The following is a 22,991-nucleotide window of genomic DNA, read 5'->3' on the forward strand; positions in this document are numbered from 1 at the left end:
AGCCGGCGGCCTCAGATCGTCGGGAAGTGGCAGGCGACCTTGCGGTCGCCCTCATAGGCCGTCGGCTCGGGCCGCTCCGTGCGGCAGCGGTCCTTCGCGATCGGGCAGCGCGGGTGGAAGCGGCAGCCGGAGGGCGGGTCGAGCGGGCTCGGCACGTCGCCGGTCAGGAGAATGCGCCGGCGCGATCCGCCGGGCGTCGTCTCCACCACCGGCACGGCCGAGATCAGCGCCTGGCTGTAGGGATGGGCGGGTGCGGAGAACACCGCTTCCGCCGGCCCTTCCTCGACCACGGACCCCAGATACATCACCGCGATGCGCGTCGAGACCTGCCGCACCACGGACAGGTCGTGGGCGATGAAGATATAGGTGAGGTTCAGCTTCTCCTGCAGGTCGGCCAGCAGGTTGACGATCTGCGCCTGCACCGACACGTCGAGCGCCGAGACGGGCTCGTCCAGCACCACGAGGTCCGGATTGAGCGCGATGGCCCGCGCGATGCCGACGCGCTGGCGCTGGCCGCCGGAAAATTCGTGCGGATAGCGCGTGACATGGTCCGGCAGGAGGCCGACGATGTCGAAGAGTTCGGCAACACGCCTCTCGATCTCGGCGGCGGAGAGCTTCGTGTGGATGCGCAGCGGCTCGGCGACGAGGTCGCCGACACGGCGGCGCGGATTGAGCGAGGCGGACGGGTCCTGGAACACCATCTGCAGGCGGCGGCGCATCGGCCGCAGCTCGTTCAGCGACCTGCCCGTGATGTCCTCGCCCTCGAAGAACAGCTTGCCGTCGGTGATGTCGTAGAGCCGCACCAGACAGCGCGCGAGCGTGGACTTGCCGCATCCCGATTCGCCGACGAGCCCCAGCGTCTCGCCGCGCCGCACCGTCAGCGAGACATTGTCGACGGCATGGACGGTGCGCCGGCCTTCCGCCGAAAAGCGGGTGCCGATCGAAAAGCGCTTCATCAGCGCGCGGGTTTCGAGGATGGGGCCTTCCGTCTTGGTCATCGTGTCGCTCATGCTTGCACCTCGCGGAGGCAGGCGGCGGCGTGGGGGCCGCTTCCAAGGGCCGGCTTTTCCGCCGTGCAGGCCGCAAAGCGCACCGGACAGCGCGGCCCGAAGGCACAGCCCTGCGGCAGGCACAGCAGCGAGGGCGGCGAGCCCGGAATGGCCGGCAGGCGATGGGGCTTGTCGCCGGTCAGCGGCGGGATCGAGCCGAGCAGCGCGCGGGTATAGGGATGGCGCGGATCGGAGAACAGCGCCGCGCGGCTGCCGCGTTCCACCACCCGGCCCGCATACATGACCATCACCCGGTCGGCGAGCTCGGAGACCACGCCCATGTCGTGCGTGATGAAGACGACCGCCGAATTGTGCGTGGACCGCAGCTTGCGCACGAGGTCGAGGATGCCGGCCTGCACGGTGACGTCGAGCGCCGTCGTCGGCTCGTCCGCCACCAGCAGCGCCGGATTGCAGGAGAGCGCCATGGCGATGACCGCCCGCTGGCGCATGCCGCCGGAAAGCTGGTGCGGATAGCGCGACATGGCCTCGCGCGGATTGGGGAAGTTCACTTCCGCCAGCAGTTCCTCCACCTGGGCCAGCGCCTTCGCCTTGCTGATGTTCCGGTGGGCGCGGATCTGCTCGGCGATCTGCCAGCCGATCGTGTAGACGGGCGTCAGCGCCGTCATCGGATCCTGGAAGATCATGGCGATCTCGTTGCCGCGCAGGCGCCTGAGCTCGCGGGCGGGAAGCCCGATCAGCTCGCGGCCCTTGTAGCGGATCGAGCCTTCGATCGTGGCGTTGGGGTCGGTGATGAGGCCCATCACCGCGAGCAGCGAGACGGTCTTGCCGGAGCCGGATTCGCCGACGACGCCGAGGATCTCGCCCTCGTCGAGATCGAAGGAGACGCCGTCGATGGCCTGCACCAGGCCGTCTTCGGTGCGGAACGATACCCTGAGGTCGCGCACGGAGAGCATCATGACGTCCTCACACGGGGATCGAGAAGGATATAGACGAAGTCGACCACCGCATTGGCGAGCACCACGAACATGGAGGCATACATTACCGTCGCCATGATCATCGGCAGGTCGAGGTTCTGCATCGCGTCATAGGTGAGCTTGCCGATGCCGTTGAGGCCGAAGACCACCTCGGTCAGCAGCGCCGAGCCGCCGACGAGCGCGCCGAAATCGAGACCGAACAGGGTGACGAAGGCGATCAGCGAGGTGCGCAGGGCATGGCGCAGCAGGATGCGCGTCTCCGACAGGCCCTTGGCCCGCGCGGTGCGGATGAAGTCCTCCTGCATGGATTCGATGATCGCGGCGCGCAGCACGCGGCCATAGATGCCGATATAGAGCACGGCGAGGGTGATCCATGGAATGACCAGCGTCAGGAACCAGCCCTTCGGGTCGCTCATCAGCGGCTTGTAGCCGAGCGGTGGCACCCAGGAGAACAGCCAGGTATCGTGATAGCGGCTCTGGGTGATGAGGTTCATCACCTCGCCGAGCCAGTAGACGGGCATGGAGATGCCGATGAGGCCGAGCGCCATCAGGAGCTTGTCCAGCCAGCTGTCGCGCGTGGCGGCCGCCACGATGCCGATGATGACGGAGATCACCACCCACAGGATCGCCGCGCCGAAGACCAGCGACAGCGTGACGGGGATGGCGTCGAGCACGGCCGGCACGACTTTCCAGCCGCGGTTGACGAAGGAGGTGAGGTCGCCGGTGACGAAGATCTTCTGCATCATCAGCCCGTACTGGACATAGAGCGGGCGGTCGAAGCCGAAGGAGTGGCGCACGGCCTCCAGCACCTCGGGCGAGGCGTTGCGGCCGGCGATGCGCGCGGCGGGATCGGAGCCGGGCGTTGCGAAGAAGATCAGGAAGACGATCACGGAAATGCCGAACATCACGAACAGCATCTGACCGAAGCGGCGCAGGATGGCGTAGATCATCACGTGCGCCCCAGCTGGACCTTCGAACGCGGGTCGAGCGCATCGCGCAGACCGTCGCCGAAGACGTTGAGGACCATGACGGACAGCGCGATGGCGATGCCCGGCGCGAGCGCCACGAGCGGGCGCGTATAGAGCAGCGCCTGTCCGTCCTGGATGATCGTGCCCCAGCTTGCCGCCGGCGGCTGCACGCCGATGGACAGGAACGATAGCGCCGATTCCGTCAGCATGTTCAGCGCCATCATCAGCGGCACGAAGACGATGAGGGTCGTTGTGATGTTCGGCTGGATGTCGCGCAGGAGAATGCGCCAGCCGGGAACGCCGAGATTGATGGCCGCGAGCACGAATTCGCTGTTGCGCAGCGAGAGCACCTGGCCGCGGATCGGCCGGGCCACATAGGGCACGTAGACGATGCCGATGATGATGACCGGCAGCCAGAGACTGCCGGATTCGATGAGGATCGGCCCGATGGAAATGCCCTGCGCGATCGTCACGATGGAGAGCGAGATCGCGAGCAGGTAGATCGGAAACGCCCAGAGGACGTCGAGCAGGCGCGACAGCACCGTGTCGGTGAGACCGCCGAAATAGCCGGCGGTCAGGCCGGCCGCCGTGCCGATGATCAGCGTGAAGATGGTCGCGGCGCCCGCGATCATCAGGGAGTTGAGCCCGCCGTAGAGCAGGCGGGCCATGACGTCCCGGCCCTGGTTGTCCGAGCCGAGGAAGTAGTTGCCGGGTTCCCAGGTCGGGCCGATCGGCGTGTAGCCGAGCCCGAGGCCTTCCGTCGAAGGCTCCATCACCGGAACTTCCACGCCGTCGACGTGGATGACCGCGTCGAGCGTCGACGTGAACGGATCGACGCCCGCCCAGCGCGCGTAGAGCGGCGCGCTGAGACAGGCGAGGACGATGATGAGGAAGACGCAGAGGGACGCCATGGCGGCCCTGTTGCGCCTCAGCCGCGCGAAAGCGAGGGCCCATGGCCCCCGCGTCCGGCGCTGCACGGCAACGGCTTCATTCGACACGCAAACCCCTCCGCCGGGTCTTACTGTACCCAGGACTGGGTGATGATCCAGTTGAACTGGCGGCTGAACTGGAAGTTGCCGACGCGCTTGCTGACGAAGTCGAGGCGCTTGGGCGTGAAGAGGCCGACGGCCGGGGCCTGGTCGGTGACTTCATGGTCGATCTCCGCCCAGAGCGCGTCCGCCGCGGTCTGGTCGGTCACGCCGAGGTCGAAGGCCTTCTGCATCTTGGCGTCGATCGCCGGATCGCAGAAGCCGGCGATGTTGACCGAGGCGTCCGAGCCTTCGCGGAACGAGGCGCAGCCGAAGAGGATGTTCAGGAAGTTCGAGGCGGCCGGATAGTCCTTGTACCACTGGCTCACCGACATCTGCACCTTGTTGTTGGTGTTCTGGATGTAGGTGAACTGGATGTTGGCGGAGATCGGCTTGACGTCGGCGACGTAGCCGATGCTGGTCAGCACGCTCTGCAGGTAGACGCCGATGGAGCGCGAGACCGCGGTGTCCTCGACGATGATCGTCACCTTCTGGCCCTTGGTGCCCGATTCTTCCACGAGCTGTTTGGCCTTTTCCAGATCGGGAGCCGACCACTTGGCGCCCGGATCCTTCGTGTAGGGGCAATAGTCCACGTGAGCGGGGAAGTCCGGCGGCAGGATCTGGCAGACCGGCGCTGCGAGGACCTTGCCGCCGAAGAGCTTGACCAGCGTGTTGCGGTCGACGGCGAAGGAGACCGCCTGGCGGGCCTTGACGTTGTCGAAGGGCGCGAGGCGCGTGTTGAGCGGGGCGTACCACCAGGCCGAAAGCGGCGCGATATGGAGCTGGTCCTTGTACTTGGTGCCGAGTTCGGCAAGGCGGTCGCTCGGCAGCGCGTCGAACATCCAGTCCGCCTCGCCGTTCTGGATCGCCGTCACGGCGGCTTCTTCCGAAAGGCCGAAGTCGTACTGGACGACGTCCGGATAGCCGTCCGGCTGCGCTTCCTCGCTCCACTGCTTGAAGTGCGGGTTGCGCGAGACGGTCATGCCCTTGTTGGGGTCGAAGGCCGAGATCATGTAGGGGCCGGTGCTCGGGATCGGCACGGAGCCGGCATCCTCGGCGGGCGTGTCGGCCGGCAGCGTCACGGCATGGGGAAGGGCGAGCTTGTAGAGGAATTCGGCATCCGGCTTGAGGATGTTGATCGTCACCGTGCCGGCGGCCTCGTCACCCACCACGCCGCCTTCCAGCGTGCAGGTCTTGGTCTCGGCAAGGCATTTATCCGCGCCGATGATGCCGGCATAGAAGGTGCCCGAGGTCGGGCCGGAAACCTTGAAGATGCGCTGGAACGAGGCGACCACGTCCTTCACGCCGACCTCCTGGCCGGTGGAGAACTTGATGCCCTTGCGCAGCTTGAAGGTGAAGGTCTTGCCGTCGTTGGTGACCTCCGGCAGCGCCTCGGCGAGGTCCGGGACGATGGTGAAGCCGTCCATGCCCTCGGCCTTGCGGAAGGCGACGAGGCCGTCATAGATCGGCTGGTACATCTGCCAGCCCTGGTCGGTGTAGTTGATATGCGGGTCGAGCGTGCCGGCCGCCGAGCGGGCGAGAAGGCGTATGGTGCCGCCGCGGTGTTCCTGCTGGTATTCGGCTTGTGCCGGAGCCAGCCACGTGCCGGTCATGAGAGCGACGGTCGATGCCGCCAGAAGCAATTTTTTCATGTTCGATCCCCTTTTCGGTCTGTTTCTGTTTTCTATCTGTCGTGCTGGTTGAGGAAGTCTCCCACCACCCGCATGCACGCGTCCTGTTCCTCGACATGCGGCATGTGGCTGGAATGCTCGAATATCTCCCAGCGCGCGCCCCTGATGCCGTCCTTGAAGGGCTGCACCGTGGCGGGCGTGGCTTCGTCGTACCGTCCGGAAATGATGAGCGTCGGCACTTCGACGGCCGGAAGGCGGTCGATGACGCTCCAGGTCTTCAGCGTGCCGATGACGTGGAATTCGTTCGGCCCGTTCATCAGCGTATAGACGGTGGGATTGCGCGCCGCCTGCTCGAAGCTCGCCGTCACCTCCGGCGGGAAGGGCACGACGCGGCAGACGTGCCGCTCGTAGAAGACGTTCGTCGCCTGCTGGTAATCCGCGTGGTCCGTCGTGCCGGCCGTCTCGTGCCGCGTCAGCGTGTCCTGCACGTCCTGCGGCAGGTCGGCGCGCAGCCGGTTGGCCTCCTCGACCCAGAGCTTCATGGAGGCGGGCGAGTTGGCGATGGTCAGCGAGGCGAGGCCCTCGGGCTGCAGCACGGCATATTCTGCGCCCAGCATGCCGCCCCAGCTCTGCCCGAGCACATGGAAGCCGCCACGGATGCCGAGATGGTCGACGAGGCTTTCCAGCTCGTCGATGAAGAGCTGCGGCGTCCAGAAGTCAGCGCCCTTTTCCGGCAGCAGGGTGGAGTTGCCGCAGCCGAGCTGGTCGTAATGAACGACCGCCCGGCCGTCGCGGGCGAGCAGCTTGTAGGCGTCGACATAGTTATGCGCGACGCCCGGCCCGCCATGCAGGATGACCACCGGCAGCTTGCCGCTGCGAAGATCGCCACTGATACGGTACCAGGTCTCGTAGCCCCGGAACGGTGCCCGTCCTTCCGTGCTGTTGATCCGATCCGACATGTTTCCCCCTTCCAAGGCCAAGCCGCTCAGGCGCTCTTCCTGTTCGCCTGCACCCATTCCTCCAGCATCTGCACGCCGAAGGCCGTGGCGCCTTCCCGGCCGAGCGGGCGATCCTCCCCGGCCAGTTCCTTGCCCGCGATGTCGAGATGCACCCAGGGACGGTCTTCCGTGAAATGGCGGAGGAAGGCGGCGGCATAGGGCGCGTCACCGTCCTCCATGTCCTTGGCATGGTGGCGCAGGTCCGCCAGCGGCGATTTGAGCCCCTCGTCATAGGCGCGGTCAAGCGGCAGGCGCCAGAAGCGCTCGCCGACCGTCTCGCCGGCCGTAATCATCTGCGCGGCGATCGCGTCGTCCGTGCTGAAGAGGCCGGCGAAGATCGAGCCGAGGCCGCGCATCACGGAATAGGTGAGCGTCGCAAGGTCGACGATGGCGGAGGGTTCGAAGCGCGTCGCCGCATAGTAGAGACAGTCGGCGAGGATGAGGCGGCCTTCCGCATCGGTGTCGAAGACCTCCACCGTCTGGCCCGAGCCGGTGGTGATGATCTCGCGCGGCTTCAGCGCCGTGCCGGAGGGCAGGTTCTCGGCAATGCCGAGAACGCCGACGGCATGGACCGGGCTCTTCTGCCGGGCAAGCGACAGGAGAAGGCCGACGACGGCCGCCGCCCCGGCCATGTCGGCCTTCATGTCGAACATCTGCGCGCCGCCCTTGATGCACAGGCCCCCGGAATCGAAGCAGACGCCCTTGCCGACGAAGGCGAGCGGCTGCTCGCCCGATCCTTCGCCGCGATAGCGCAGTACCGCGATCTTCGGCGCGCGCACCGAGCCGGCGCCGACCGCGAGGATCGCGTTCATGCCGAGCGCCTTCAGCCGGTCGGCGTCCAGCACCTCGACCTCGATGCCGGCCGCGCGCAGCGGCTCCAGATGGCTCGGGAAGCTTTCGGGGTGAAGATGGTTCGGCGGCAGGTTGACGAGCGTGCGGGCATATTCGACGCCCTCCGCCACGGCATTGGTGCGGGTGAGCGCGGCCTCCAGCGCCTTCTTCTCCGCACCGACCAGTTGCAGCCGCCAGGCCTTGTCGGCGGCGGCGACCGGCCGCTTGTTGCGCAGGTCGAAACGATAGCGCCGCAGCCGGAGGCCGAGCGCGACGCGCGCCAGAATCTCGGCGTCGGAAAGGGAGACGCCGGCAACGGGATCGAGAACGAGGGTCGCCTCGTCCTCGCCCTTCTCCTCCAGATGAGCGGCAAGGCTGCCGCCGGCCTTGGCCAGCGAAAGCGCGCTGACGGTCTCGGCCTTGCCGAGCGACAGGACGATCAGGCGACGGGCCGCAACGCCCTGCGGCGGAACGAGATCGATGCAGGCGCCGGCTTCGGCCGCGGTGGAACAGGCGCGCGAGAGGATGCCGCCGGCAGCCTCGTCGAGCGCCGCGGCGCGCGGGCCGAGGGCCTGTCCTTCGGCCTTCAGGATCACGATGACGGAGGCATCGGCAGCGATGGCGTCAGCCGCTTCGAAGACCGGGACGGGCGATTGGGGCATAGGCCTGCTTCCTGTTACGGCAACGCGGAGGCTGGCTGCCAGGGACCATCCTATTCCCAAGGGACGGCACTGGATGCCTGTCCGCAAGAGATGGCCGTGCCGAAAACCAACCATCAGCGGTGGCAAGATGGGGCCAGGGACGGAATAACCGTTTTCCCGTGGCGACTTAGGGGCTCATTTCAAATCGGTAGCGCCGAAGGGGACGGCCATTCAAGCGTCAATTTCGTCCACATCGATTGACAAAAACTCAAGTGATAATCCATGCTCTCCGCCATGGCTTTACCTTCACTCAACGGCATGCGCGCTTTCGAAGCCGCCGCACGCCTCGGCAGCATCAAGGATGCGGCGGAAGAGCTGCACCTGACGCCGTCGGCGGTCAGCCGGCATATCCGCACGCTCGAAAAGACGCTCGGCCAGGAACTGTTCGAGCGCGGCTTCCGGCAGGTGACGCCGACGATGCGCGGCTCCTATTATGCCCGCACGCTTTCGGAAGCCTTCGAGACGATCTGGCGCGCGACGGAGGATGTCAGCCTGCGCGAGGGGCCGCGCAGCCAGAAGGCGCAGCGCGTCAAGCTGATGTGCGAGCCGACCTTCCTCAACCTGTGGCTCGCCGACCGCCTGCCGGACTTCCGCCGCCTGCATCCGAATGTCGACCTCGAAATCTCCACCTCGGGCAAGCGCACCAATGTCGACCTCGCGATCGTCGACGAGTTCGTCTACAAGGCCGGGCCCGCCCTGACGATGATGATCCCGCTGCTGCTGACCCCAGTCTGCGCGCCGTCGCTGCTGGAGGGGCCGGTGCCGCTGCGCTCGCCCGCCGATCTCCTCCACCATCACCTCATCCACGAATGCGAGACGACGCGCTGGAAGCAATGGCTGGAGCAGGAGGGCATTTCCGACGTCGCCGTCCCGGCCGGCTCCACCCTGCACGACTGTACCCTGATCATGCGCGAAGCCATGAACGGCGCGGGCATCGCGCTTGCCGACACGATCATGGCGGAGGATCTCCTGCGGCAGGGCAAGCTCGTCGCGCCCTTTTCCGCCCGCCATGCCTATCCGGCGGGCTATTATCTCCAGCAGCGCCGCAGCATCGGCAACAAGGCGGGGACCAGCGTCTTCCAGGACTGGCTGCTGGCGGAGGTCGCCGGGCACAAGCGGGCGATGAACATCGCGTAAGGCCCCTCAGGAGGCTTCCTTCAGGATCGCTGCGAAAAGCGGGTCGAAGGTCCGGCGGATCGGCTCGGCGGCAGCGCCGAGCGCGACGGCCCAGGGATCCATCGTGCCGAGCTGGAGGCGGGGCAGGACCCGGCCCGGCCGCTCGGCATTGGAAGGCAGCAGGGGGAAGATCGCCTCGAACAGCCGGCGTGCCAGCGGCTGCGGCGCGCTGCCGGTGAGGATGACGGTCTGCGGATCGAAAAGGGTCTCGACCATGTGCACCGCCTGGCGGAAATCCGCCGCCGCCCCGGCGAGCCAGGCACGGATGCGCGGATCGTCTTCCGCCGCCAGCCGCTCGACCGCGTCATAGGCGTCGGTCGTCGCGGAATCGAGGCCGAGGTTCTGGAAGAGCGAGGCGAGCGAGGCGCGATGCTCGAGCGGCTGCACGCTGCCGCCGCGGGAGAACAGCACCATGCCCAGCTCGCCGGCATTGCGGTTGCTGCCGCTGTAGAGTTCGCCGCCGAGGATGAGGCCCGCGCCGATGCCGTAGCCGAGATAGAGGCAGACCACATGGTCGAGCCCGTCCGCCGCCCCGCTCATCCGCTCGGCGGTGGCGCAGGCGGAGGCGTCGTTCTGCAGGCTGGTTTCGAGCCCCGTGCCGGCGGCGAGCGTTTCAAGGAGCGGGAAGGTCTGCCACTTGCCCATCATCCAGCGGTCGTCGTCCGGCGGCTCCAGGCCGAAGGGGCCGGGCATGGCGACACCGAGGCCGGTGAGGCGGTGGACGGAGGCGGGAATGCGCGCGGCAAGTTCGCCGCGCACCGCTTCGACGAGGTCGAGGATCACGCGGCTGCCGCCGGCGGGATCGCCGGGCGGCAGGTTCGCCACCGCGCGGGCATTTTCCCGCCCGAGAAGATCGACCGCGACGACACGGGCAAGCTCCCGGTCGATCTGCACGCCGAGGGCAAACGCCCCTTCGGGAACGAGGCCGTAGGGCGTCGAGGGCTGCCCACGCGCCCCGCGCACCACCGCCTGCGAGGCGACAAGCCCGTCGGCCTCCAGGCTTTCGATGAGGTTGGACACGGTCTGCTTCGTCAGGCGCGTGGCGCGGGCGAGGTCGGCGCGCGACAGCGGGCCGTTGAGGCGGATGGCTTCGATGAGGACGCGCCGGTTGTGGGCGCTCGTGCCTTCCTGGTTGGTGCCGCTCTTGGCGCGGATCTTCCTGATTGCGTTCATAGGCATCCCCTCTTGACACCATTTGAAGAATACAGAACACTTAAGTCAATAGTTTTGACTTAATAAGGAACCGAAGTGTTCCGGGAACAGGGCAGGGCGCCATGGGCGCCTTGCTCATAACCAAGCAAACTGGAGGACGGCATGTTGAAATCGATTACGAAGACCCTGCTCGGCGCGGCGTTCATCATGGGCGCGGCGGCCCCGCACGCCTTTGCCGAGACCACGCTCAACGCGCTTTTCATGGCGCAGGCCGCCTATAGCGAGGCGGATGTGCGCGCCATGACGGACGCCTTCACCAAGGCGAATCCGGATATCAAGGTGAACCTGGAATTCGTGCCCTACGAGGGCCTGCACGACAAGACCGTGCTGGCGCAGGGCTCCGGCGGCGGCTACGACGTCGTGCTCTTCGACGTGATCTGGCCGGCCGAATATGCCACGAACAGCGTGCTGGTCGACGTCACCTCGCGCATCACCGACGACATGAAGAAGGGCGTGCTGCCCGGCGCATGGACCACCGTCGACTATGACGGCAAGTCCTACGGCATGCCCTGGATTCTCGACACCAAATACCTGTTCTACAACAAGGAGATCCTTGAGAAGGCCGGCATCAAGGCGCCGCCGAAGACCTGGGCCGAGCTCGATGAGCAGGCCAAGGCCATCAAGGACAAGGGCATCCTCGCCACGCCGATCGCCTGGAGCTGGTCGCAGGCGGAAGCGGCGATCTGCGACTACACCACCCTCGTCAGCGCCTATGGCGGCGCATTCCTGAAGGACGGCAAGCCGGCCTTCACCGAAGGCGGCGGGCTCGACGCGCTGAAATACATGGTCGACAGCTACACGTCGGGCGTCACCAACCCGAACTCGAAGGAATTCCTCGAAGAAGACGTGCGCAACGTCTTCCAGAACGGCGAGGCGGCCTTCGCGCTCAACTGGACCTACATGTACAACATGGCCAATGCCGGCGCGGACAGCAAGGTTGCCGGCAAGGTCGGCGTCGTGCCGGCGCCGGGCGTGGAAGGCAAGAGCGAGGTTTCGGCCGTCAACGGCTCGATGGGCCTCGGCATCACCTCCACGAGCAAGCATCAGGACGAAGCCTGGAAGTACATCGTCCACATGACCTCGCAGGAAACGCAGAACGCCTATGCGAAGCTGAGCCTGCCGATCTGGGCCTCCTCCTATGATGATCCGGCCGTCACCGCCGGCCAGGAGGAGATGATCGCGGCCGCCAAGCTCAGCCTTGCCGCCATGTATCCGCGCCCGACCACGCCGAAGTACCAGGAACTGTCGACGGCGCTGCAGCAGGCCATCCAGGAAGCATTGCTCGGCCAGGCGACGCCCGAGGATGCGCTGAAGTCCGCCGCGGAAAACAGCGGCCTTTGATGGATTGCCTTGCGGGCGGCCCCGGCCGCCCGCGCACGCTCTGACCGAAATGGACGAGAGGACGCTATGTCCAGCACCTGGATGACGACCCGGGCATGGCTTCTCATGCTGCCGCTTCTGGCGATCATGCTGGCCGTCATCGGCTGGCCGATGGTCGACACGGTGCGGCTCTCCTTCACCGATGCCAGGCTGGTGGGCCTCGGCGGCAGTTTCGTCGGCTTCGACAATTATGCGAAGATGCTGACGAGCAGCAATTTCCTGCGCGCGCTTTCTGCGACCACATGGTTCGCCGTCGTCTCGGTGACGGCGGAAATGGTGCTCGGCGTGCTCGCCGCCCTGCTTCTCAACCAGCAATTCCACGGCCGCACGGTACTGCGCGCCCTGCTCATCCTGCCCTGGGCGCTGCCGACGGTCGTCAACGCGACGCTCTGGCGGTTGATCTACAACCCGGAATACGGTGCGCTGAACGCCGCGCTGACGCAGGTCGGCATCCTCGATGCCTACCGCTCCTGGCTCGGCGAGCCCGCCACCGCGATGACGGCGCTGATCCTTGCCGACTGCTGGAAGAACTTCCCGCTGGTCGCCCTCATCGCGCTCGCCGCGCTGCAGGCGGTGCCGCGCGACATCACCTCCGCCTCGCTGGTCGACGGTGCCGGACCCTTCGCCCGTTTCCGCTTCGTCATCCTGCCCTATCTTGCCGGACCGCTGATGGTGGCGCTGGTGCTGCGCACCATCGAAGCCTTCAAGGTGTTCGACATCATCTGGGTCATGACGCGCGGCGGGCCGGCCAATTCCACGCGCACCCTGTCGATCCTCGTCTATCAGGAGGCCTTCTCCTTCCAGCGCGCCGGCTCCGGGGCCTCGCTCGCCCTCGTCGTCACGCTGATCGTGACGGTGCTGGCGATCGGCTACGGCATGCTGGTGCGCCGCGCCGCCGGGAGTGCCGCCTGATGGAACGCCGCAGCCTCCTCGCCTCGATCCTCATCCACGGTGCCGCGCTTCTTCTGGCGGCGGTCATCCTCGCGCCGATCCTGTGGCTCTTCGTCATGAGCATTTCGCCGGCGGCTGACCTGATGGCGCGGCCGCTGCGCTGGTGGCCGGGCACGGTGGATTTCTCGCGCTACGCCAACCTCCTGTCGACCGTGCCGAACAGCGCCGGCGCCTCCTTCGTCGCCTCGCTCGTCAACAGCATCCTCGTTGCCGGCATGGCGACGATCGCCGCCATCGCGCTCGCCATTCCGGCCGGCTGGGCCGTGTCGCGCACGCCGTCCGTCGGCTGGTCGCTGTCGCTCGTCATCGCCACCTACATGCTGCCGCCGGTCGCGCTCGCCGTGCCGCTCTACATGGCGCTCGCCGCGCTCGGCCTGCTCAATTCCGTCTTCGGCCTTGCGCTCGTCTATCTCAGCATCCTCGCGCCCTTCACCACCTGGCTGATGAAATCCGGCTTCGACGGGATCCCGCGCGAGATCGAGCAGGCGGCGATGATGGACGGGGCGAGCCTCTTCGCCACCCTGCGCATCGTCACCCTGCCGCTCGCCATGCCCATCGTCGCGACGTCGGCACTCTTCGCCTTCCTGCTCGGCTGGGACGAATTCTTCTATGCGCTGCTCTTCACCTCCGACCAGCGCGCGCGCACGCTGACGGTCGCCATTGCCGACCTCGCGGGCGGGCGCGTTTCCGATTACGGGCTGATCGCGACCGCAGGGGTGCTCGCCGCGCTGCCGCCGGTGCTGGTCGGCCTTCTCATGCAACGGGCCCTGATTTCCGGCCTCACCAGCGGCGGCGTGAAAGGATGACGATGACGACGAATGCGACACGGCCGGAAGGGCTCCGGGCAATCGACCGGGAAATGGCGCGCCAGCACGCCGATGCGCTGGCCTCCTTCCACGCCAATGGCGCCATGGCGGCACGGGCCGCCGAAAGCCTCAAGCGGACCGGCAGGCTACTTCTTCTCGGCATGGGCGGCTCGCATGCCGTCGGCCGCGCGGTCGAGCCGCTTTATCGCCGCCTCGGCATCGACGCCATTGCGCTGCCGCTCTCCGAACAGCTCTGCGCGCCGCTCGTCCTCGACGGGCGGACCGTCTTCATCACCTCGCAGTCAGGCGAGAGCGCCGAGGTCCTGCGCTGGTTCGGCGAGACGGGCGGCAAGGCGGAAACCTTCGGCTTCACGCTGGAGGATGGTTCCTTCCTCGCCCGCACCGCGCCCTGCCTTGTCGGCGCGGGGGGCACGGAGCGGGCCTTTGCCGCCACACGCAGCCTGACGGTGAGCTTCGCGCTGCATCTCGCCATCCTCGGCGCGCTTGGCGAGGAGACGGGGCCGGCCATCGCCGCGCTGGAGAACCCGGCGGAACCCGCCATCGAGGAGGCGCTTGCCGCCCTTTCGGGCGTTCGCTCCGTCGTGACGTCGGGTCGGCATCTGCAGGGCCTTGCCGAAGCCATCGCGCTCGGCTTCACGGAGCTGTCGCGGGTGCCGTGCTTCTCGCTGGAAGGCGGCCAGTTGCGGCATGGGCCGATGGAGATGCTGTCGCCGGAAATGGGCGTCGTGCTCTTCCGCGGCAACGATGCCACCGCCGACCTGGTGACGGCCATGGCGGTCTCCGTGGCCGAGGCCGGCGCGAAGCTCGTCGTCTTCGACGCTTCCGGCCGTCCACCGGTGGCGGGGGCCGCGACGATTGCCTTCCCGCCCTCGGCGGGACTTGCCGCCGTCTTCTCCATGCTGCCGACGGCGCAGCGCCTGATGATCGCCTTTGCCGCCGCGCGTGTCGCCGATGCCGGAACGCCGGTGCGCTCCAGCAAGATTACCCGGAGTGAATGAGTGAGACCGCTTGCCGTCGTCGGAAATGTCAATGTCGACCTGATCATGGGGCCGGCTGCGCCCTGGCCGCAGCCGGGCACGGAGATCATCGTCGATCATGACGAACTGCGTGTCGGCGGCTCCGCCGGCAATGCGGCGCTTGCCTGGATGGCGCTCGGCACGCCCTTCGAGATCGCAGCCAGCATCGGCAGCGACCGCTTCGGCGCCTGGCTTGCGGAAAGCTTCGGCGAGCGGGCGCAGGACTGGCCGGTGCATGGCGACAGCACGACGCTTTCCGTCGGCATCACCCATCCGGATGGCGAGCGTACCTTCTTCACGACGCGGGGGCACCTGCCGCTCTTCAGCCTGGAGGATGTCTTCACGGTGCTCGACGGCCCGCGCCTTGCCGGCGGCATCGCGCTTCTGTGCGGCTCCTTCCTCACCGACCGGCTGGTCGAGGACTACGACCGCTTCTTCGACTGGGCGGACCGCCACGACATCGCCGTCGCGCTCGATACCGGCTGGCCGCTGCATGGCTGGACGGAAAGCAACCGGGCGGCGGCGAAAGGCTGGCTGTCGCGCTGCCGCATCGCTCTTTTCAACGAGGTGGAGACGACGAGCCTCGCCGGCGTCGCCGATCCGGTGGAGGCCGGCCGCATCCTGCAGCGGGGCATGCCGAAGGACGCCGTCGTCGTCGTGAAATGCGGGCCGAAGGGCGCCATCGCCGTCGATGCGGATGGCGGGCTCTTGCGGGCCGAGGCGCCGCAGGTCGCGGTGGTCGACACGATCGGTGCAGGCGACGTCTTCAATGCGGCGTTCCTTGCCGCCTATGCCGGGGGCAGGGGGCTGGAAGCGAGCCTTGCGGCCGGCACGACCGTCGCCTCCACGGCGATTTCCACCCATCCGAGGCGGTATGTCCCGACCGCCGAGAAAGGACCGGCATGAGCACGCTGACCATCGAGGCCATCCGCAAGAACTACGGCGCCGTCGAGACGCTGAAGGGCATCGACATCGCGCTGGAAAGCGGCGAGTTCCTCGTGCTGCTCGGCGCATCGGGCTGCGGCAAGTCCACGCTGCTTAACATCATCGCCGGCCTCGCCGAGCCGACGAGCGGCGATATCCGCATCGACGGCCGCTCCATCGTCGGCATGCATCCGAAGGACCGGGACATCGCCATGGTGTTCCAGTCCTATGCGCTCTATCCCAACCTCACGGTGCACCGGAACATCGGCTTCGGCCTGGAAATGCGCAAGGTGGCCAGGGCCGAGCGCGACCGGGCGGTGGTGGAAACGGCAAGGCTCCTCCAGATCGAGAATCTTCTCGAGCGCAAGCCCGGCCAGCTTTCCGGCGGCCAGCGCCAGCGCGTCGCCATCGGCCGCGCGCTGGTGCGCAATCCGAAGATCTTCCTCTTCGACGAACCGCTCTCCAACCTCGATGCCAAGCTGCGCATGGAGATGCGCACGGAGCTGAAGCGCCTGCACCAGATGACGAGGACGACCGTCGTCTATGTCACCCACGACCAGATCGAGGCGATGACGCTGGCGACGCGCATCGCCGTGATGCGGAACGGCCGCATCGAACAGCTCGACACGCCGGAAGCGATCTACGACCGGCCGGCGACGCTCTATGTCGCGACCTTCGTCGGCGCGCCGCCGATGAACCTCCTCTCCGCCACCGCCGGGCCGGACGGGGTGAAGGTCGAGGGGACGGATATCGTGCTTGCGGTTCCGGGGCTGGAAAAGCTCGCGCCGGGGCGCAAGCTGGTGCTCGGCCTGCGCCCCGAGGCCGTCAGGACCGGCGGCGAGGGGCTTCGCCTTGCCGCGCGCTGCGAGGTCGCCGAACTGACCGGGCCGGAGCGCATCGTCACCGTCACGGTCGGCGGCCAGCGCCTCGTCGCGGCGCTCCCCGCTTCGGCTCGCATCGAGGCCGGCGAGGATGTGTTCCTCACCGTCGATCCCGCCGCGCTCCACGTCTTCGACGCGGAGACGGAGCAGCGGCTCAACTGAGCCGCCGCGGGTCAGACGTCGAACACGTCCTCGAAGGATTCCGGGAAGCTCTGGCGGGCGACCCGCTCGTCGATCATCAGCATGGCCTCGTAGGAGAGCGGATCGAAATCCTTCTCCGCCGGCACGACCTCGCGGCCGAAGAGCAGGCTGAGGCGCGCGGCGTCGAGATTGCCCCGCTCGAAGGGCTCGTCGCCGAAATGGTGCCAGAGGGCATGCAGGAACGCGGCGTCGATGCGGTGCTCCGCCGTGCCCGGCCGGGCGCGCCGGGGCAGCGCCTTGATGGGCGTCACCCCGCGCGGATTGGCGCGGCGGATGGTGAACTGCACGCCGGTCCCCGGCATGCCGGAAGGAAAGCCGCGGTGCTTGGTCATGTCGGGCAGGTTTGCCATGTCGATTCTTCCTACGCTCTGCCGCGCTTGTCCTCGGTCTGCGTGTCGAAGTCGGAGGCGTCGTGCCGCTCGTGCAATTGTTCGGACGGGTCGCCGGTGAGGCGGTTGACCATGCGGCCGCGCTGCACCGCCGGGCGGGCGGCGATCTCCGCCGTCCAGCGCTGGACGTTCCTGTAGCTCTCGACTTCGAGGAACGTGCCGGCATTGCCGTACTGCTTGTTCTGCGCAAGGCTGCCGTACCAGGGCCAGATCGCCATGTCGGCGATGGTGTAGTCGGCGCCGGCCATGAAACGGTTGTCGGCGAGATGGCGGTCGAGCACGTCGAGCTGGCGCTTGACCTCCATGGCATAGCGGTCGATCGCATATTTGATGCGGATCGGCGCATATGCATAGAAATGGCCGAAGCCGCCGCCGAGGAAGGGGGCGGAGCCCATCTGCCAGAACAGCCAGTTGACCGCCTCGGTGCGGGCACGCAGCTCGGCCGGCAGGAAGGCGCCGAACTTCTCGGCGAGATAGAGCAGGATCGAGGCGGATTCGAAGACGCGCAGCGGCTTGCCGCCGTCCTTTGGCGCATGGTCCATAAGCGCCGGGATCTTCGAGTTCGGATTGACGTCGACGAAGCCGGAGCCGAACTGGTCGCCATCGCCGATGCGGATGGGCCAGGCGTCGTATTCGGCGCCCGCATGGCCGGCGGCCAGCAGCTCCTCCAGCATGATCGTCACCTTCACGCCATTGGGCGTGGCGAGCGAATAGAGCTGCAGCGGATGCTTGCCGACGGGCAGCGCCTTGTCATGCGTCGGGCCGGCGACGGGGCGGTTGATGCTGGCGAAGGCACCGCCGTTTTCCTTGTCCCAGGTCCACACTTCGGCGGGCTCATAGCCGGCGGGGAAATTGTCGTTCGGAGATTTCTCGGTCATGCAATCCATCCTTCTGGTCGGCGGAAGCATAGCCAGTTTCGCGGCGCAAAGTCACTATGGGCGGGAAAGATACGGGTGCTCTATCCCCGGCCGCAGGCAAGGACGCGAAAGGGATCGGGAGCGTGATACCCCCGATCCGGAGTCGGGGACGGTGCGGCAGGCCGCCCGTCCCGCGGGGAAGTCCCGTCAGGCCGGCAGCGGCTTGCCAGCGCGTGCCGAGCGCAGGGCGTAATAGATCACGCCCGCGATGGCGACGCCGAAGAACCAGCCGTAGACGCCCCACCAGGACGGCATGATGGAGGTCAGGCCCGGCAGGATCGACGAGAAGACGATGCCGATGCCGGCGGCGATCAGCGCATTGACGTGCCAGCCGTTCTCGAAGCGGAACTCGCCGTCCTCGCGGTAGAGTGCCTCGACATTCACCCGACCTTTGCGGATGAGGTAGTAGTCGACCATCATCACGCCGAAGATCGGGCCCATCGTGTTGCCGACCATGTTGACGAAATGGGCGGCCCCGCCTTCCCAGGGCGCGAAGGGATAGAGCACCAGCGCGATTACCGCCGCGATATAGCCGCCCTTCTTGAAGTCGATGTGCTTGGGGAAGACGTTGGCGAAGTCGAAGGCCGGCGAGACGAAGTTGGCGACGACGTTGATGCCGAGCGTCGCCACCGCGAAGGTGAGCGCGGCGAGCAGCGCCAGGAAGATGCTGTCGAACTTGGCCGAGATCTGGTCGGGATAGAGCAACACCTCGCCATAGACGTTATAGGCGGCGATGGTGGTGACGCCGGCGACCAGCGAGAAGAGGATCAGGTTGACCGGCAGGCCCCAGAGATTGCCGACCGTCAGCGAGCGTTCGCTCGGGCAATAGCGCGAGAAATCGCAGAAGTTGAGATAGAGCGCCGAGAAATAGGTTACCCAGATCGCGGCGACCGCCGTGAGCGCGGCGAACGATCCCGGCGTGCCCGGCACGCCCGCGTCCTTGGTCTTCTCGAGCAGCACGTCCATCGGGATCGTGTGGTTGAAGGAGAAGCCGCCGGACTTGACGACGAGATAGACGGCGAGCAGCAGCATCATGATCCAGACGGCCGGGCCGGCCCAGTCCTGGAACTTGCGCACCGTTTCCATGCCGTTCTGGATGATGAGGAGCTGCAGGCCCCAGACGATGACGTAGCAGATCAGCTCCAGCGTCGAATGGCCGAGCATGTGGCTCGACTGGTGGAACTGCAGGAGGCTCTCGTTGCGGATGAGCAGCGCGACGATGGCGCCCGAGGCCGCCGCCGTCTGCGCGCCGTACCAGAAGCAGGCGACGATGGCGCGCACCAGCGCCGGGAAGTTCGCGCCCCAGATGCCGAAGGAGGCGCGGGCGAGAACCGGGAAGGGCACGCCCGTGCGCACGCCGGCAAGGCCGACCATGTGCATGAGCACGAAGATGATCAGCGAGCCGATGCCGATCGCGAGCAGGAAGTTGACGAAGCTGCCGCAGAAGAGAAAGAGGCTGGCGGCGAGATAGTAGCCCCAGAGGCTGTGCACGTCCGATGTCCAGACGTTGAAGATCGAGAAGGCGCCCCAGTTGCGCTTTTCGGCGGGCGCGAGGTCCTCGTTGTACAATTGCGGAGATGCACCGGGTGGTATCGTCATTGTTGTCCCCTCTTGACGTAATGAACCCTGTGCCTATGGAAAGTGATCCTACAGTCATGGTTGTGTCAATGCCGAGCCGAACCGTTCGGTACTGCGGCCTTATTTGAGCGCCCTGCGGAAACAATCCCCGCAAGGGAAATTATGCAGAAAAGCCAAGTGCTTGACGGCGTATTTCCCACTTCCGCGCGTGGGGTTTTCACGGAAAGCGCATAAGACTTTCAATCTGCGGTTCAAGATGAAACGGGCAAATGCCCCGCTGTTTCGCGGCGCGCCGCCCGCCGGCGCGCCCGAGTCGGCCCCTTGCTGCGGGGCTTTACCGTAGAGGAGATCGGCGCGGCCGGGGCGCCGTCACGAACTCTCCATAAATTTGTCCGAATCTTCGCCGCATGGTTGTCTGGAGGGACGATGCGGGCGGACGGGAAAATTCCGGCGCCCGCGCGTGATGGTCAGGCTTGGCCTGCCGTATTTACGCGTTTGCGGACGGGTTTTGCCGGTGCTAGGAATAGCTGTCCGCAGCAATGGAAGGAGACACCCGCAATGGGATTGTTCGATGGGCTGGGATCGGTGCTGACCGATGTATTGCAGGGCAAGGACGTGAACCTCATGGCGGTCGCCACGCAGGTGTTCGAGAACACGGGCGGTCTCGACGGGGTTCTCGCGCAGCTGCATTCGGCGGGCCTCAGCGAACAGGTCGCATCCTGGGTCGGGACCGGTGAGAATATTCCGGTCTCTGCCGAGCAGATCCAGCAAGCCCTCTCTTCAACGCAACTTCAGAATCTGGCCAAGACATTCGGGGTCGATCTGAGCGAGGTGCCGACGCTTCTCGCGCAATATCTCCCCAAGGCGGTCGATGCCGCCACGCCGAATGGAACGCTGCCCTCCTGAGCCGGGCGGCCTTCGCAGACATCACGATCCAATCGAGGCTAAATCCATGTTCGAACGTGTCACGCTTATGGCTGCGGGAGCACTCCTGGCTTCCATGGCTTTCGTCAGCCCTGCTTCCGCCCTCACGATGAAGGAATGCAGCACCAAGTATCAGGCCGCCAAGGCCGACGGCTCCGCCACGGGCGTTAAGTGGAACGATTTCCGCGCGAAGTTCTGCGGCGCGGATGCCGCCAAGGAAGACGAGGACGATAACAAGGCCGTCGCCGCGACGACCGAGAAGGAGCCCACCAAGGCCAAGACGAAGGCACCGAGGGGCGTCAGCTTCCCGAAGGCCGTCGACAAGAAATATGCCGGCGAGACCCCTGCGAAGGGCCGCCTGAAGACCTGCGTGGACTCCTATCACGCCAACAAGGACGCCGGCACGCTCAACGACCTGAAATGGATCCAGAAGGGCGGCGGCTACTGGAGCCTTTGCAGCGCGGCCCTGAAGGCCGGCGGCTGATCGCGGCCAAGGTCCGAACGCATGACGAAGGCCCGCCCTCCCGGCGGGCCTTTATCGTTCGGGGGAGGGAAAGCGCCGAGGCTTAAGGCGCTTCCGGCCCGTCGAGACGCCGGAGGACCGCGATCTCGCTATCCTGGTACAGGGTGCGCGCGAATTCCGCAAAGCCGTGCCTGCGGGCAAGCCGCATGGAGGGCGCGTTCTCGGGGGCGATGATGCAGGTGACGGGTTTGCCGCGATGGGTCGCCTCGGCCCAGGCCAGCATGGCGCCCAGCGCCTCGCTGGCATAGCCGCGCCCGTGCCAGGCGGGCATCAGGCCCCAGCCGGCCTCCATCGTGCCCTCGATGCTGGGGTCCATGGCGCGGTGCATCTCATGGAAGCCGCCTTCGCCGATCAGCTCGCCCGTTGCCCGGTCCGTGATCGCCCAGAAGCCGAAGCCCATGACGCTCCACATGCCGATCTGCCGGAGGAGGCGGATCCAGCATTGCTCGCGTGTTTGCGGAACGCCGCCGATATAGCGCACGACCTCGGGCATCGCCCACATGGCGGCCATGGCGTCGAGATCGTCGGGACGGAAGCCGCGCAGCAGCAGGCGGTCTGTTTCTACTACCGGAATGGTCGTCATTGTCCTGGAACCGGGCGGGAAGGCGGTCGAACGAAGGGTACGGACCGCCTTATATCGCCCGGCCGGGCGCGCGCCAAGACACGCGCCTTGCCTCATGCGAAGGGAGCGCTACGACGCTGACGTCAATTTGACATTCCCGCCATGTCCGCCGCCGCCGAAGACCTGCCGGTCGCCGAAGGAGGAGCGGAGCTGGCCGCGGGGGCCGGGCAGGCCGAGCTCGGGGAAGAGCAGCTCGGAGACGCGATAGGCCTCCTCGACATGCGGATAGCCCGAGGCGATGACCGTGTCGATGCCGAGCGCCTGGTACTCGCGCAGCCGCGCGGCCACCGTCTTCGGCGAGCCGACGAGGGCGGTGCCGGCGCCCGAGCGCACGAGGCCGATGCCGGCCCAAAGGTTGGGCGAGACCTCCAGCCTGTCGCGCCGGCCGTTGTGCAGCGCCACCATGCGCGCCTGGCCGACGGAATCGGAGTTCTTCGTCAGCGTCTCCTGCGCGGCGGCGATGGCGTCGTCGGAAAGCTTCGAGATCAGCCGGTCGGCGGCCTCCCACGCCTCCTCGTCCGTCTCGCGGACGATGAAGTGCAGGCGGATGCCGAAGGAGGCTTCCCGGCCTTTCGCGGCGGCGGCCTTGCGGGCATGGGCGATCTTCCCGGCGACCTGCGCCGGCGGCTCGCCCCAGGTGAGGTACTTGTCGACGAGGCCGCCGGCGAAATCGATCGCCGCATCGGACGAGCCGCCGAAATAGATCGGCGGACGGGGCTGCTGCACCGGCGGCAGGCCGAGCTTCGCGTCGATCGCCTTGATGTATTTGCCGTCGAGCGTGGAACGGCCCGTCTCGATCAGCTCGTTGAAGACCTGGAAGAACTCGGCGGCATGGTCGTAGCGCTCGTCATGCGGCAGGAAGATGCCGTCGCCGGCCAGTTCCTGCGCGCTGCCGCCCACCACGATGTTGAGGAGGAGACGGCCGTTCGACACGCGGTCGAGCGTCGCGGCAAGGCGGGCATAATAGGCAGGCGTCGCGGTGCCGGGGCGGATCGCCACGAGGAACTTCAGTCTTTCCGTGCGGGCGGCAAGATCGGCGGCCAGCACGAAGGATTCCTCGCAGGCCGCCCCGACGGGAATGAGCACGCCGGAATAGCCGAGCCGGTCGGCGGCGACGGCGATCTCGCGAAGATAGCCCGGATCCGGCGGACGGGCGAGCTCGTCGGAACCGAGATAGGCGCCATCGCCGGAACTGGGGATGAACCAGAGGAAATCGAGGGGCTGGTCGGACTTGCTCATGCGCTGTCTTCCGGGTTGGGGAATGAGAATGTCGGTACGATAATAAATTCTATAGTTTGAGTAAGGAATTATATTCTCTTGTAGCGCCCC

At 66.7% G+C, this 22,991-nt stretch carries 22 protein-coding genes; 9 read left to right on the forward strand and 13 right to left on the reverse strand.

What is annotated here, in order from left to right:
* Positions 1-11: 11 nt before the first annotated feature.
* From ACZ1A1_RS02690 to ACZ1A1_RS02720, 7 genes are read right to left on the reverse strand one after another with little or no spacing between them, the layout of a single operon-like run.
* Positions 12-1,010: an ABC transporter ATP-binding protein gene (locus tag ACZ1A1_RS02690; RefSeq protein WP_463618652.1), complete on the reverse strand. Its 999-nt coding sequence runs from the start codon at positions 1,008-1,010 to the stop codon at positions 12-14.
* A complete protein-coding gene (locus ACZ1A1_RS02695; protein ID WP_463618653.1) occupies positions 1,007-1,966 on the reverse strand; it encodes an ABC transporter ATP-binding protein in 960 nt (319 codons plus the stop codon). The genes ACZ1A1_RS02690 and ACZ1A1_RS02695 overlap by 4 nt, the downstream gene beginning before the upstream one ends.
* Positions 1,963-2,934, reverse strand: a complete 972-nt coding sequence (locus ACZ1A1_RS02700; RefSeq protein ID WP_313193930.1) for an ABC transporter permease — start codon at positions 2,932-2,934, stop codon at positions 1,963-1,965. The genes ACZ1A1_RS02695 and ACZ1A1_RS02700 overlap by 4 nt, the downstream gene beginning before the upstream one ends.
* A complete protein-coding gene (locus ACZ1A1_RS02705; RefSeq protein WP_463618654.1) occupies positions 2,934-3,950 on the reverse strand; it encodes an ABC transporter permease in 1,017 nt (338 codons plus the stop codon). Before ACZ1A1_RS02705 ends, ACZ1A1_RS02700 begins: the two co-directional genes overlap by 1 nt.
* A gap of 20 nt (positions 3,951-3,970) precedes the next feature.
* Positions 3,971-5,632: an ABC transporter substrate-binding protein gene (locus ACZ1A1_RS02710; RefSeq protein WP_463618655.1), complete on the reverse strand. Its 1,662-nt coding sequence runs from the start codon at positions 5,630-5,632 to the stop codon at positions 3,971-3,973.
* Between the two features lie 32 nt (positions 5,633-5,664).
* Positions 5,665-6,570: a proline iminopeptidase-family hydrolase gene (locus tag ACZ1A1_RS02715; RefSeq protein WP_463618656.1), complete on the reverse strand. Its 906-nt coding sequence runs from the start codon at positions 6,568-6,570 to the stop codon at positions 5,665-5,667.
* A gap of 26 nt (positions 6,571-6,596) precedes the next feature.
* Positions 6,597-8,102: a leucyl aminopeptidase gene (locus ACZ1A1_RS02720; RefSeq protein WP_463618657.1), complete on the reverse strand. Its 1,506-nt coding sequence runs from the start codon at positions 8,100-8,102 to the stop codon at positions 6,597-6,599.
* A gap of 273 nt (positions 8,103-8,375) precedes the next feature.
* On the opposite strand from ACZ1A1_RS02720, the gene ACZ1A1_RS02725 reads away from it, so the two are divergent.
* On the forward strand, positions 8,376-9,278 hold the full coding sequence (locus tag ACZ1A1_RS02725) for a LysR family transcriptional regulator (RefSeq protein WP_463618658.1): 903 nt from the start codon (positions 8,376-8,378) through the stop codon (positions 9,276-9,278).
* A 6-nt stretch (positions 9,279-9,284) separates the two neighbouring features.
* Here the strand turns inward: ACZ1A1_RS02725 and ACZ1A1_RS02730 are convergent, their stop codons facing one another.
* On the reverse strand, positions 9,285-10,490 hold the full coding sequence (locus tag ACZ1A1_RS02730) for an ROK family transcriptional regulator (RefSeq protein WP_463618659.1): 1,206 nt from the start codon (positions 10,488-10,490) through the stop codon (positions 9,285-9,287).
* 141 nt (positions 10,491-10,631) lie between these two features.
* Between ACZ1A1_RS02730 and ACZ1A1_RS02735 the strand changes: the two genes are divergently transcribed.
* The 6 genes from ACZ1A1_RS02735 to ACZ1A1_RS02760 all read left to right on the forward strand — a co-directional run bounded on the left by ACZ1A1_RS02735 (position 10,632) and on the right by ACZ1A1_RS02760 (position 16,670).
* Positions 10,632-11,870 carry an extracellular solute-binding protein gene (locus tag ACZ1A1_RS02735; protein ID WP_463618660.1) on the forward strand — a complete coding sequence of 413 codons (1,239 nt, stop codon included), beginning with the start codon at positions 10,632-10,634 and terminating at the stop codon, positions 11,868-11,870.
* A gap of 66 nt (positions 11,871-11,936) precedes the next feature.
* Positions 11,937-12,821, forward strand: coding sequence for a carbohydrate ABC transporter permease (locus tag ACZ1A1_RS02740; RefSeq protein WP_463618661.1), 885 nt, complete (start codon positions 11,937-11,939; stop codon positions 12,819-12,821).
* Positions 12,821-13,666, forward strand: a complete 846-nt coding sequence (locus tag ACZ1A1_RS02745; RefSeq protein ID WP_119255229.1) for a carbohydrate ABC transporter permease — start codon at positions 12,821-12,823, stop codon at positions 13,664-13,666. The genes ACZ1A1_RS02740 and ACZ1A1_RS02745 overlap by 1 nt, the downstream gene beginning before the upstream one ends.
* Positions 13,663-14,685, forward strand: coding sequence for an SIS domain-containing protein (locus tag ACZ1A1_RS02750; protein WP_463618662.1), 1,023 nt, complete (start codon positions 13,663-13,665; stop codon positions 14,683-14,685). The genes ACZ1A1_RS02745 and ACZ1A1_RS02750 overlap by 4 nt, the downstream gene beginning before the upstream one ends.
* Positions 14,686-15,609 carry a PfkB family carbohydrate kinase gene (locus tag ACZ1A1_RS02755; RefSeq protein ID WP_463618663.1) on the forward strand — a complete coding sequence of 308 codons (924 nt, stop codon included), beginning with the start codon at positions 14,686-14,688 and terminating at the stop codon, positions 15,607-15,609. It begins immediately after the preceding gene.
* Positions 15,606-16,670, forward strand: a complete 1,065-nt coding sequence (locus ACZ1A1_RS02760; protein WP_313193920.1) for an ABC transporter ATP-binding protein — start codon at positions 15,606-15,608, stop codon at positions 16,668-16,670. The genes ACZ1A1_RS02755 and ACZ1A1_RS02760 overlap by 4 nt, the downstream gene beginning before the upstream one ends.
* Positions 16,671-16,681: 11 nt before the next feature.
* Here ACZ1A1_RS02760 and ACZ1A1_RS02765 read toward each other — a convergent pair whose 3' ends face one another.
* The 3 genes from ACZ1A1_RS02765 to ACZ1A1_RS02775 form a co-directional block, all read right to left on the reverse strand.
* Positions 16,682-17,059, reverse strand: a complete 378-nt coding sequence (locus ACZ1A1_RS02765) for a hypothetical protein (RefSeq protein WP_313193919.1) — start codon at positions 17,057-17,059, stop codon at positions 16,682-16,684.
* 11 nt (positions 17,060-17,070) lie between these two features.
* Positions 17,071-17,976 carry a glutathione-dependent disulfide-bond oxidoreductase gene (gene yghU, locus ACZ1A1_RS02770; protein ID WP_415212324.1) on the reverse strand — a complete coding sequence of 302 codons (906 nt, stop codon included), beginning with the start codon at positions 17,974-17,976 and terminating at the stop codon, positions 17,071-17,073.
* Positions 17,977-18,162: 186 nt separating this feature from the next.
* Entirely contained in the window at positions 18,163-19,614 is a 1,452-nt protein-coding gene (locus ACZ1A1_RS02775; RefSeq protein WP_463618664.1) for an NCS1 family nucleobase:cation symporter-1, read from the reverse strand.
* Between the two features lie 537 nt (positions 19,615-20,151).
* On the opposite strand from ACZ1A1_RS02775, the gene ACZ1A1_RS02780 reads away from it, so the two are divergent.
* Complete coding sequence (locus tag ACZ1A1_RS02780) at positions 20,152-20,499, forward strand: YidB family protein (RefSeq protein WP_463618665.1); 348 nt, start codon at positions 20,152-20,154, stop codon at positions 20,497-20,499.
* Between the two features lie 46 nt (positions 20,500-20,545).
* Entirely contained in the window at positions 20,546-21,001 is a 456-nt protein-coding gene (locus tag ACZ1A1_RS02785) for a hypothetical protein (protein WP_313193915.1), read from the forward strand.
* 82 nt (positions 21,002-21,083) lie between these two features.
* Here ACZ1A1_RS02785 and ACZ1A1_RS02790 read toward each other — a convergent pair whose 3' ends face one another.
* Positions 21,084-21,623 carry a GNAT family N-acetyltransferase gene (locus tag ACZ1A1_RS02790; protein ID WP_463618666.1) on the reverse strand — a complete coding sequence of 180 codons (540 nt, stop codon included), beginning with the start codon at positions 21,621-21,623 and terminating at the stop codon, positions 21,084-21,086.
* A gap of 108 nt (positions 21,624-21,731) precedes the next feature.
* On the reverse strand, positions 21,732-22,901 hold the full coding sequence (ssuD, locus tag ACZ1A1_RS02795; protein WP_463618667.1) for an FMNH2-dependent alkanesulfonate monooxygenase: 1,170 nt from the start codon (positions 22,899-22,901) through the stop codon (positions 21,732-21,734).
* Positions 22,902-22,991: the final 90 nt, after the last annotated feature.

It is taken from the genome of Shinella sp. R2-11 (assembly GCF_055330205.1).

Coding starts and splice junctions, on each gene's coding strand:
- ACZ1A1_RS02690 (WP_463618652.1), bottom strand. CDS start 1,010: ATGAGCGACACGATGACCAAGACGGAAGGCCCCATCCTCGAAACCCGC.
- ACZ1A1_RS02695 (WP_463618653.1), bottom strand. CDS start 1,966: ATGATGCTCTCCGTGCGCGACCTCAGGGTATCGTTCCGCACCGAAGAC.
- ACZ1A1_RS02700 (WP_313193930.1), bottom strand. CDS start 2,934: ATGATCTACGCCATCCTGCGCCGCTTCGGTCAGATGCTGTTCGTGATG.
- ACZ1A1_RS02710 (WP_463618655.1), bottom strand. CDS start 5,632: ATGAAAAAATTGCTTCTGGCGGCATCGACCGTCGCTCTCATGACCGGC.
- ACZ1A1_RS02715 (WP_463618656.1), bottom strand. CDS start 6,570: ATGTCGGATCGGATCAACAGCACGGAAGGACGGGCACCGTTCCGGGGC.
- ACZ1A1_RS02720 (WP_463618657.1), bottom strand. CDS start 8,102: ATGCCCCAATCGCCCGTCCCGGTCTTCGAAGCGGCTGACGCCATCGCT.
- ACZ1A1_RS02725 (WP_463618658.1), top strand. CDS start 8,376: ATGGCTTTACCTTCACTCAACGGCATGCGCGCTTTCGAAGCCGCCGCA.
- ACZ1A1_RS02730 (WP_463618659.1), bottom strand. CDS start 10,490: ATGAACGCAATCAGGAAGATCCGCGCCAAGAGCGGCACCAACCAGGAA.
- ACZ1A1_RS02735 (WP_463618660.1), top strand. CDS start 10,632: ATGTTGAAATCGATTACGAAGACCCTGCTCGGCGCGGCGTTCATCATG.
- ACZ1A1_RS02740 (WP_463618661.1), top strand. CDS start 11,937: ATGTCCAGCACCTGGATGACGACCCGGGCATGGCTTCTCATGCTGCCG.
- ACZ1A1_RS02745 (WP_119255229.1), top strand. CDS start 12,821: ATGGAACGCCGCAGCCTCCTCGCCTCGATCCTCATCCACGGTGCCGCG.
- ACZ1A1_RS02750 (WP_463618662.1), top strand. CDS start 13,663: ATGACGATGACGACGAATGCGACACGGCCGGAAGGGCTCCGGGCAATC.
- ACZ1A1_RS02760 (WP_313193920.1), top strand. CDS start 15,606: ATGAGCACGCTGACCATCGAGGCCATCCGCAAGAACTACGGCGCCGTC.
- ACZ1A1_RS02765 (WP_313193919.1), bottom strand. CDS start 17,059: ATGGCAAACCTGCCCGACATGACCAAGCACCGCGGCTTTCCTTCCGGC.
- yghU (WP_415212324.1), bottom strand. CDS start 17,976: ATGACCGAGAAATCTCCGAACGACAATTTCCCCGCCGGCTATGAGCCC.
- ACZ1A1_RS02775 (WP_463618664.1), bottom strand. CDS start 19,614: ATGACGATACCACCCGGTGCATCTCCGCAATTGTACAACGAGGACCTC.
- ACZ1A1_RS02780 (WP_463618665.1), top strand. CDS start 20,152: ATGGGATTGTTCGATGGGCTGGGATCGGTGCTGACCGATGTATTGCAG.
- ACZ1A1_RS02785 (WP_313193915.1), top strand. CDS start 20,546: ATGTTCGAACGTGTCACGCTTATGGCTGCGGGAGCACTCCTGGCTTCC.
- ACZ1A1_RS02790 (WP_463618666.1), bottom strand. CDS start 21,623: ATGACGACCATTCCGGTAGTAGAAACAGACCGCCTGCTGCTGCGCGGC.
- ssuD (WP_463618667.1), bottom strand. CDS start 22,901: ATGAGCAAGTCCGACCAGCCCCTCGATTTCCTCTGGTTCATCCCCAGT.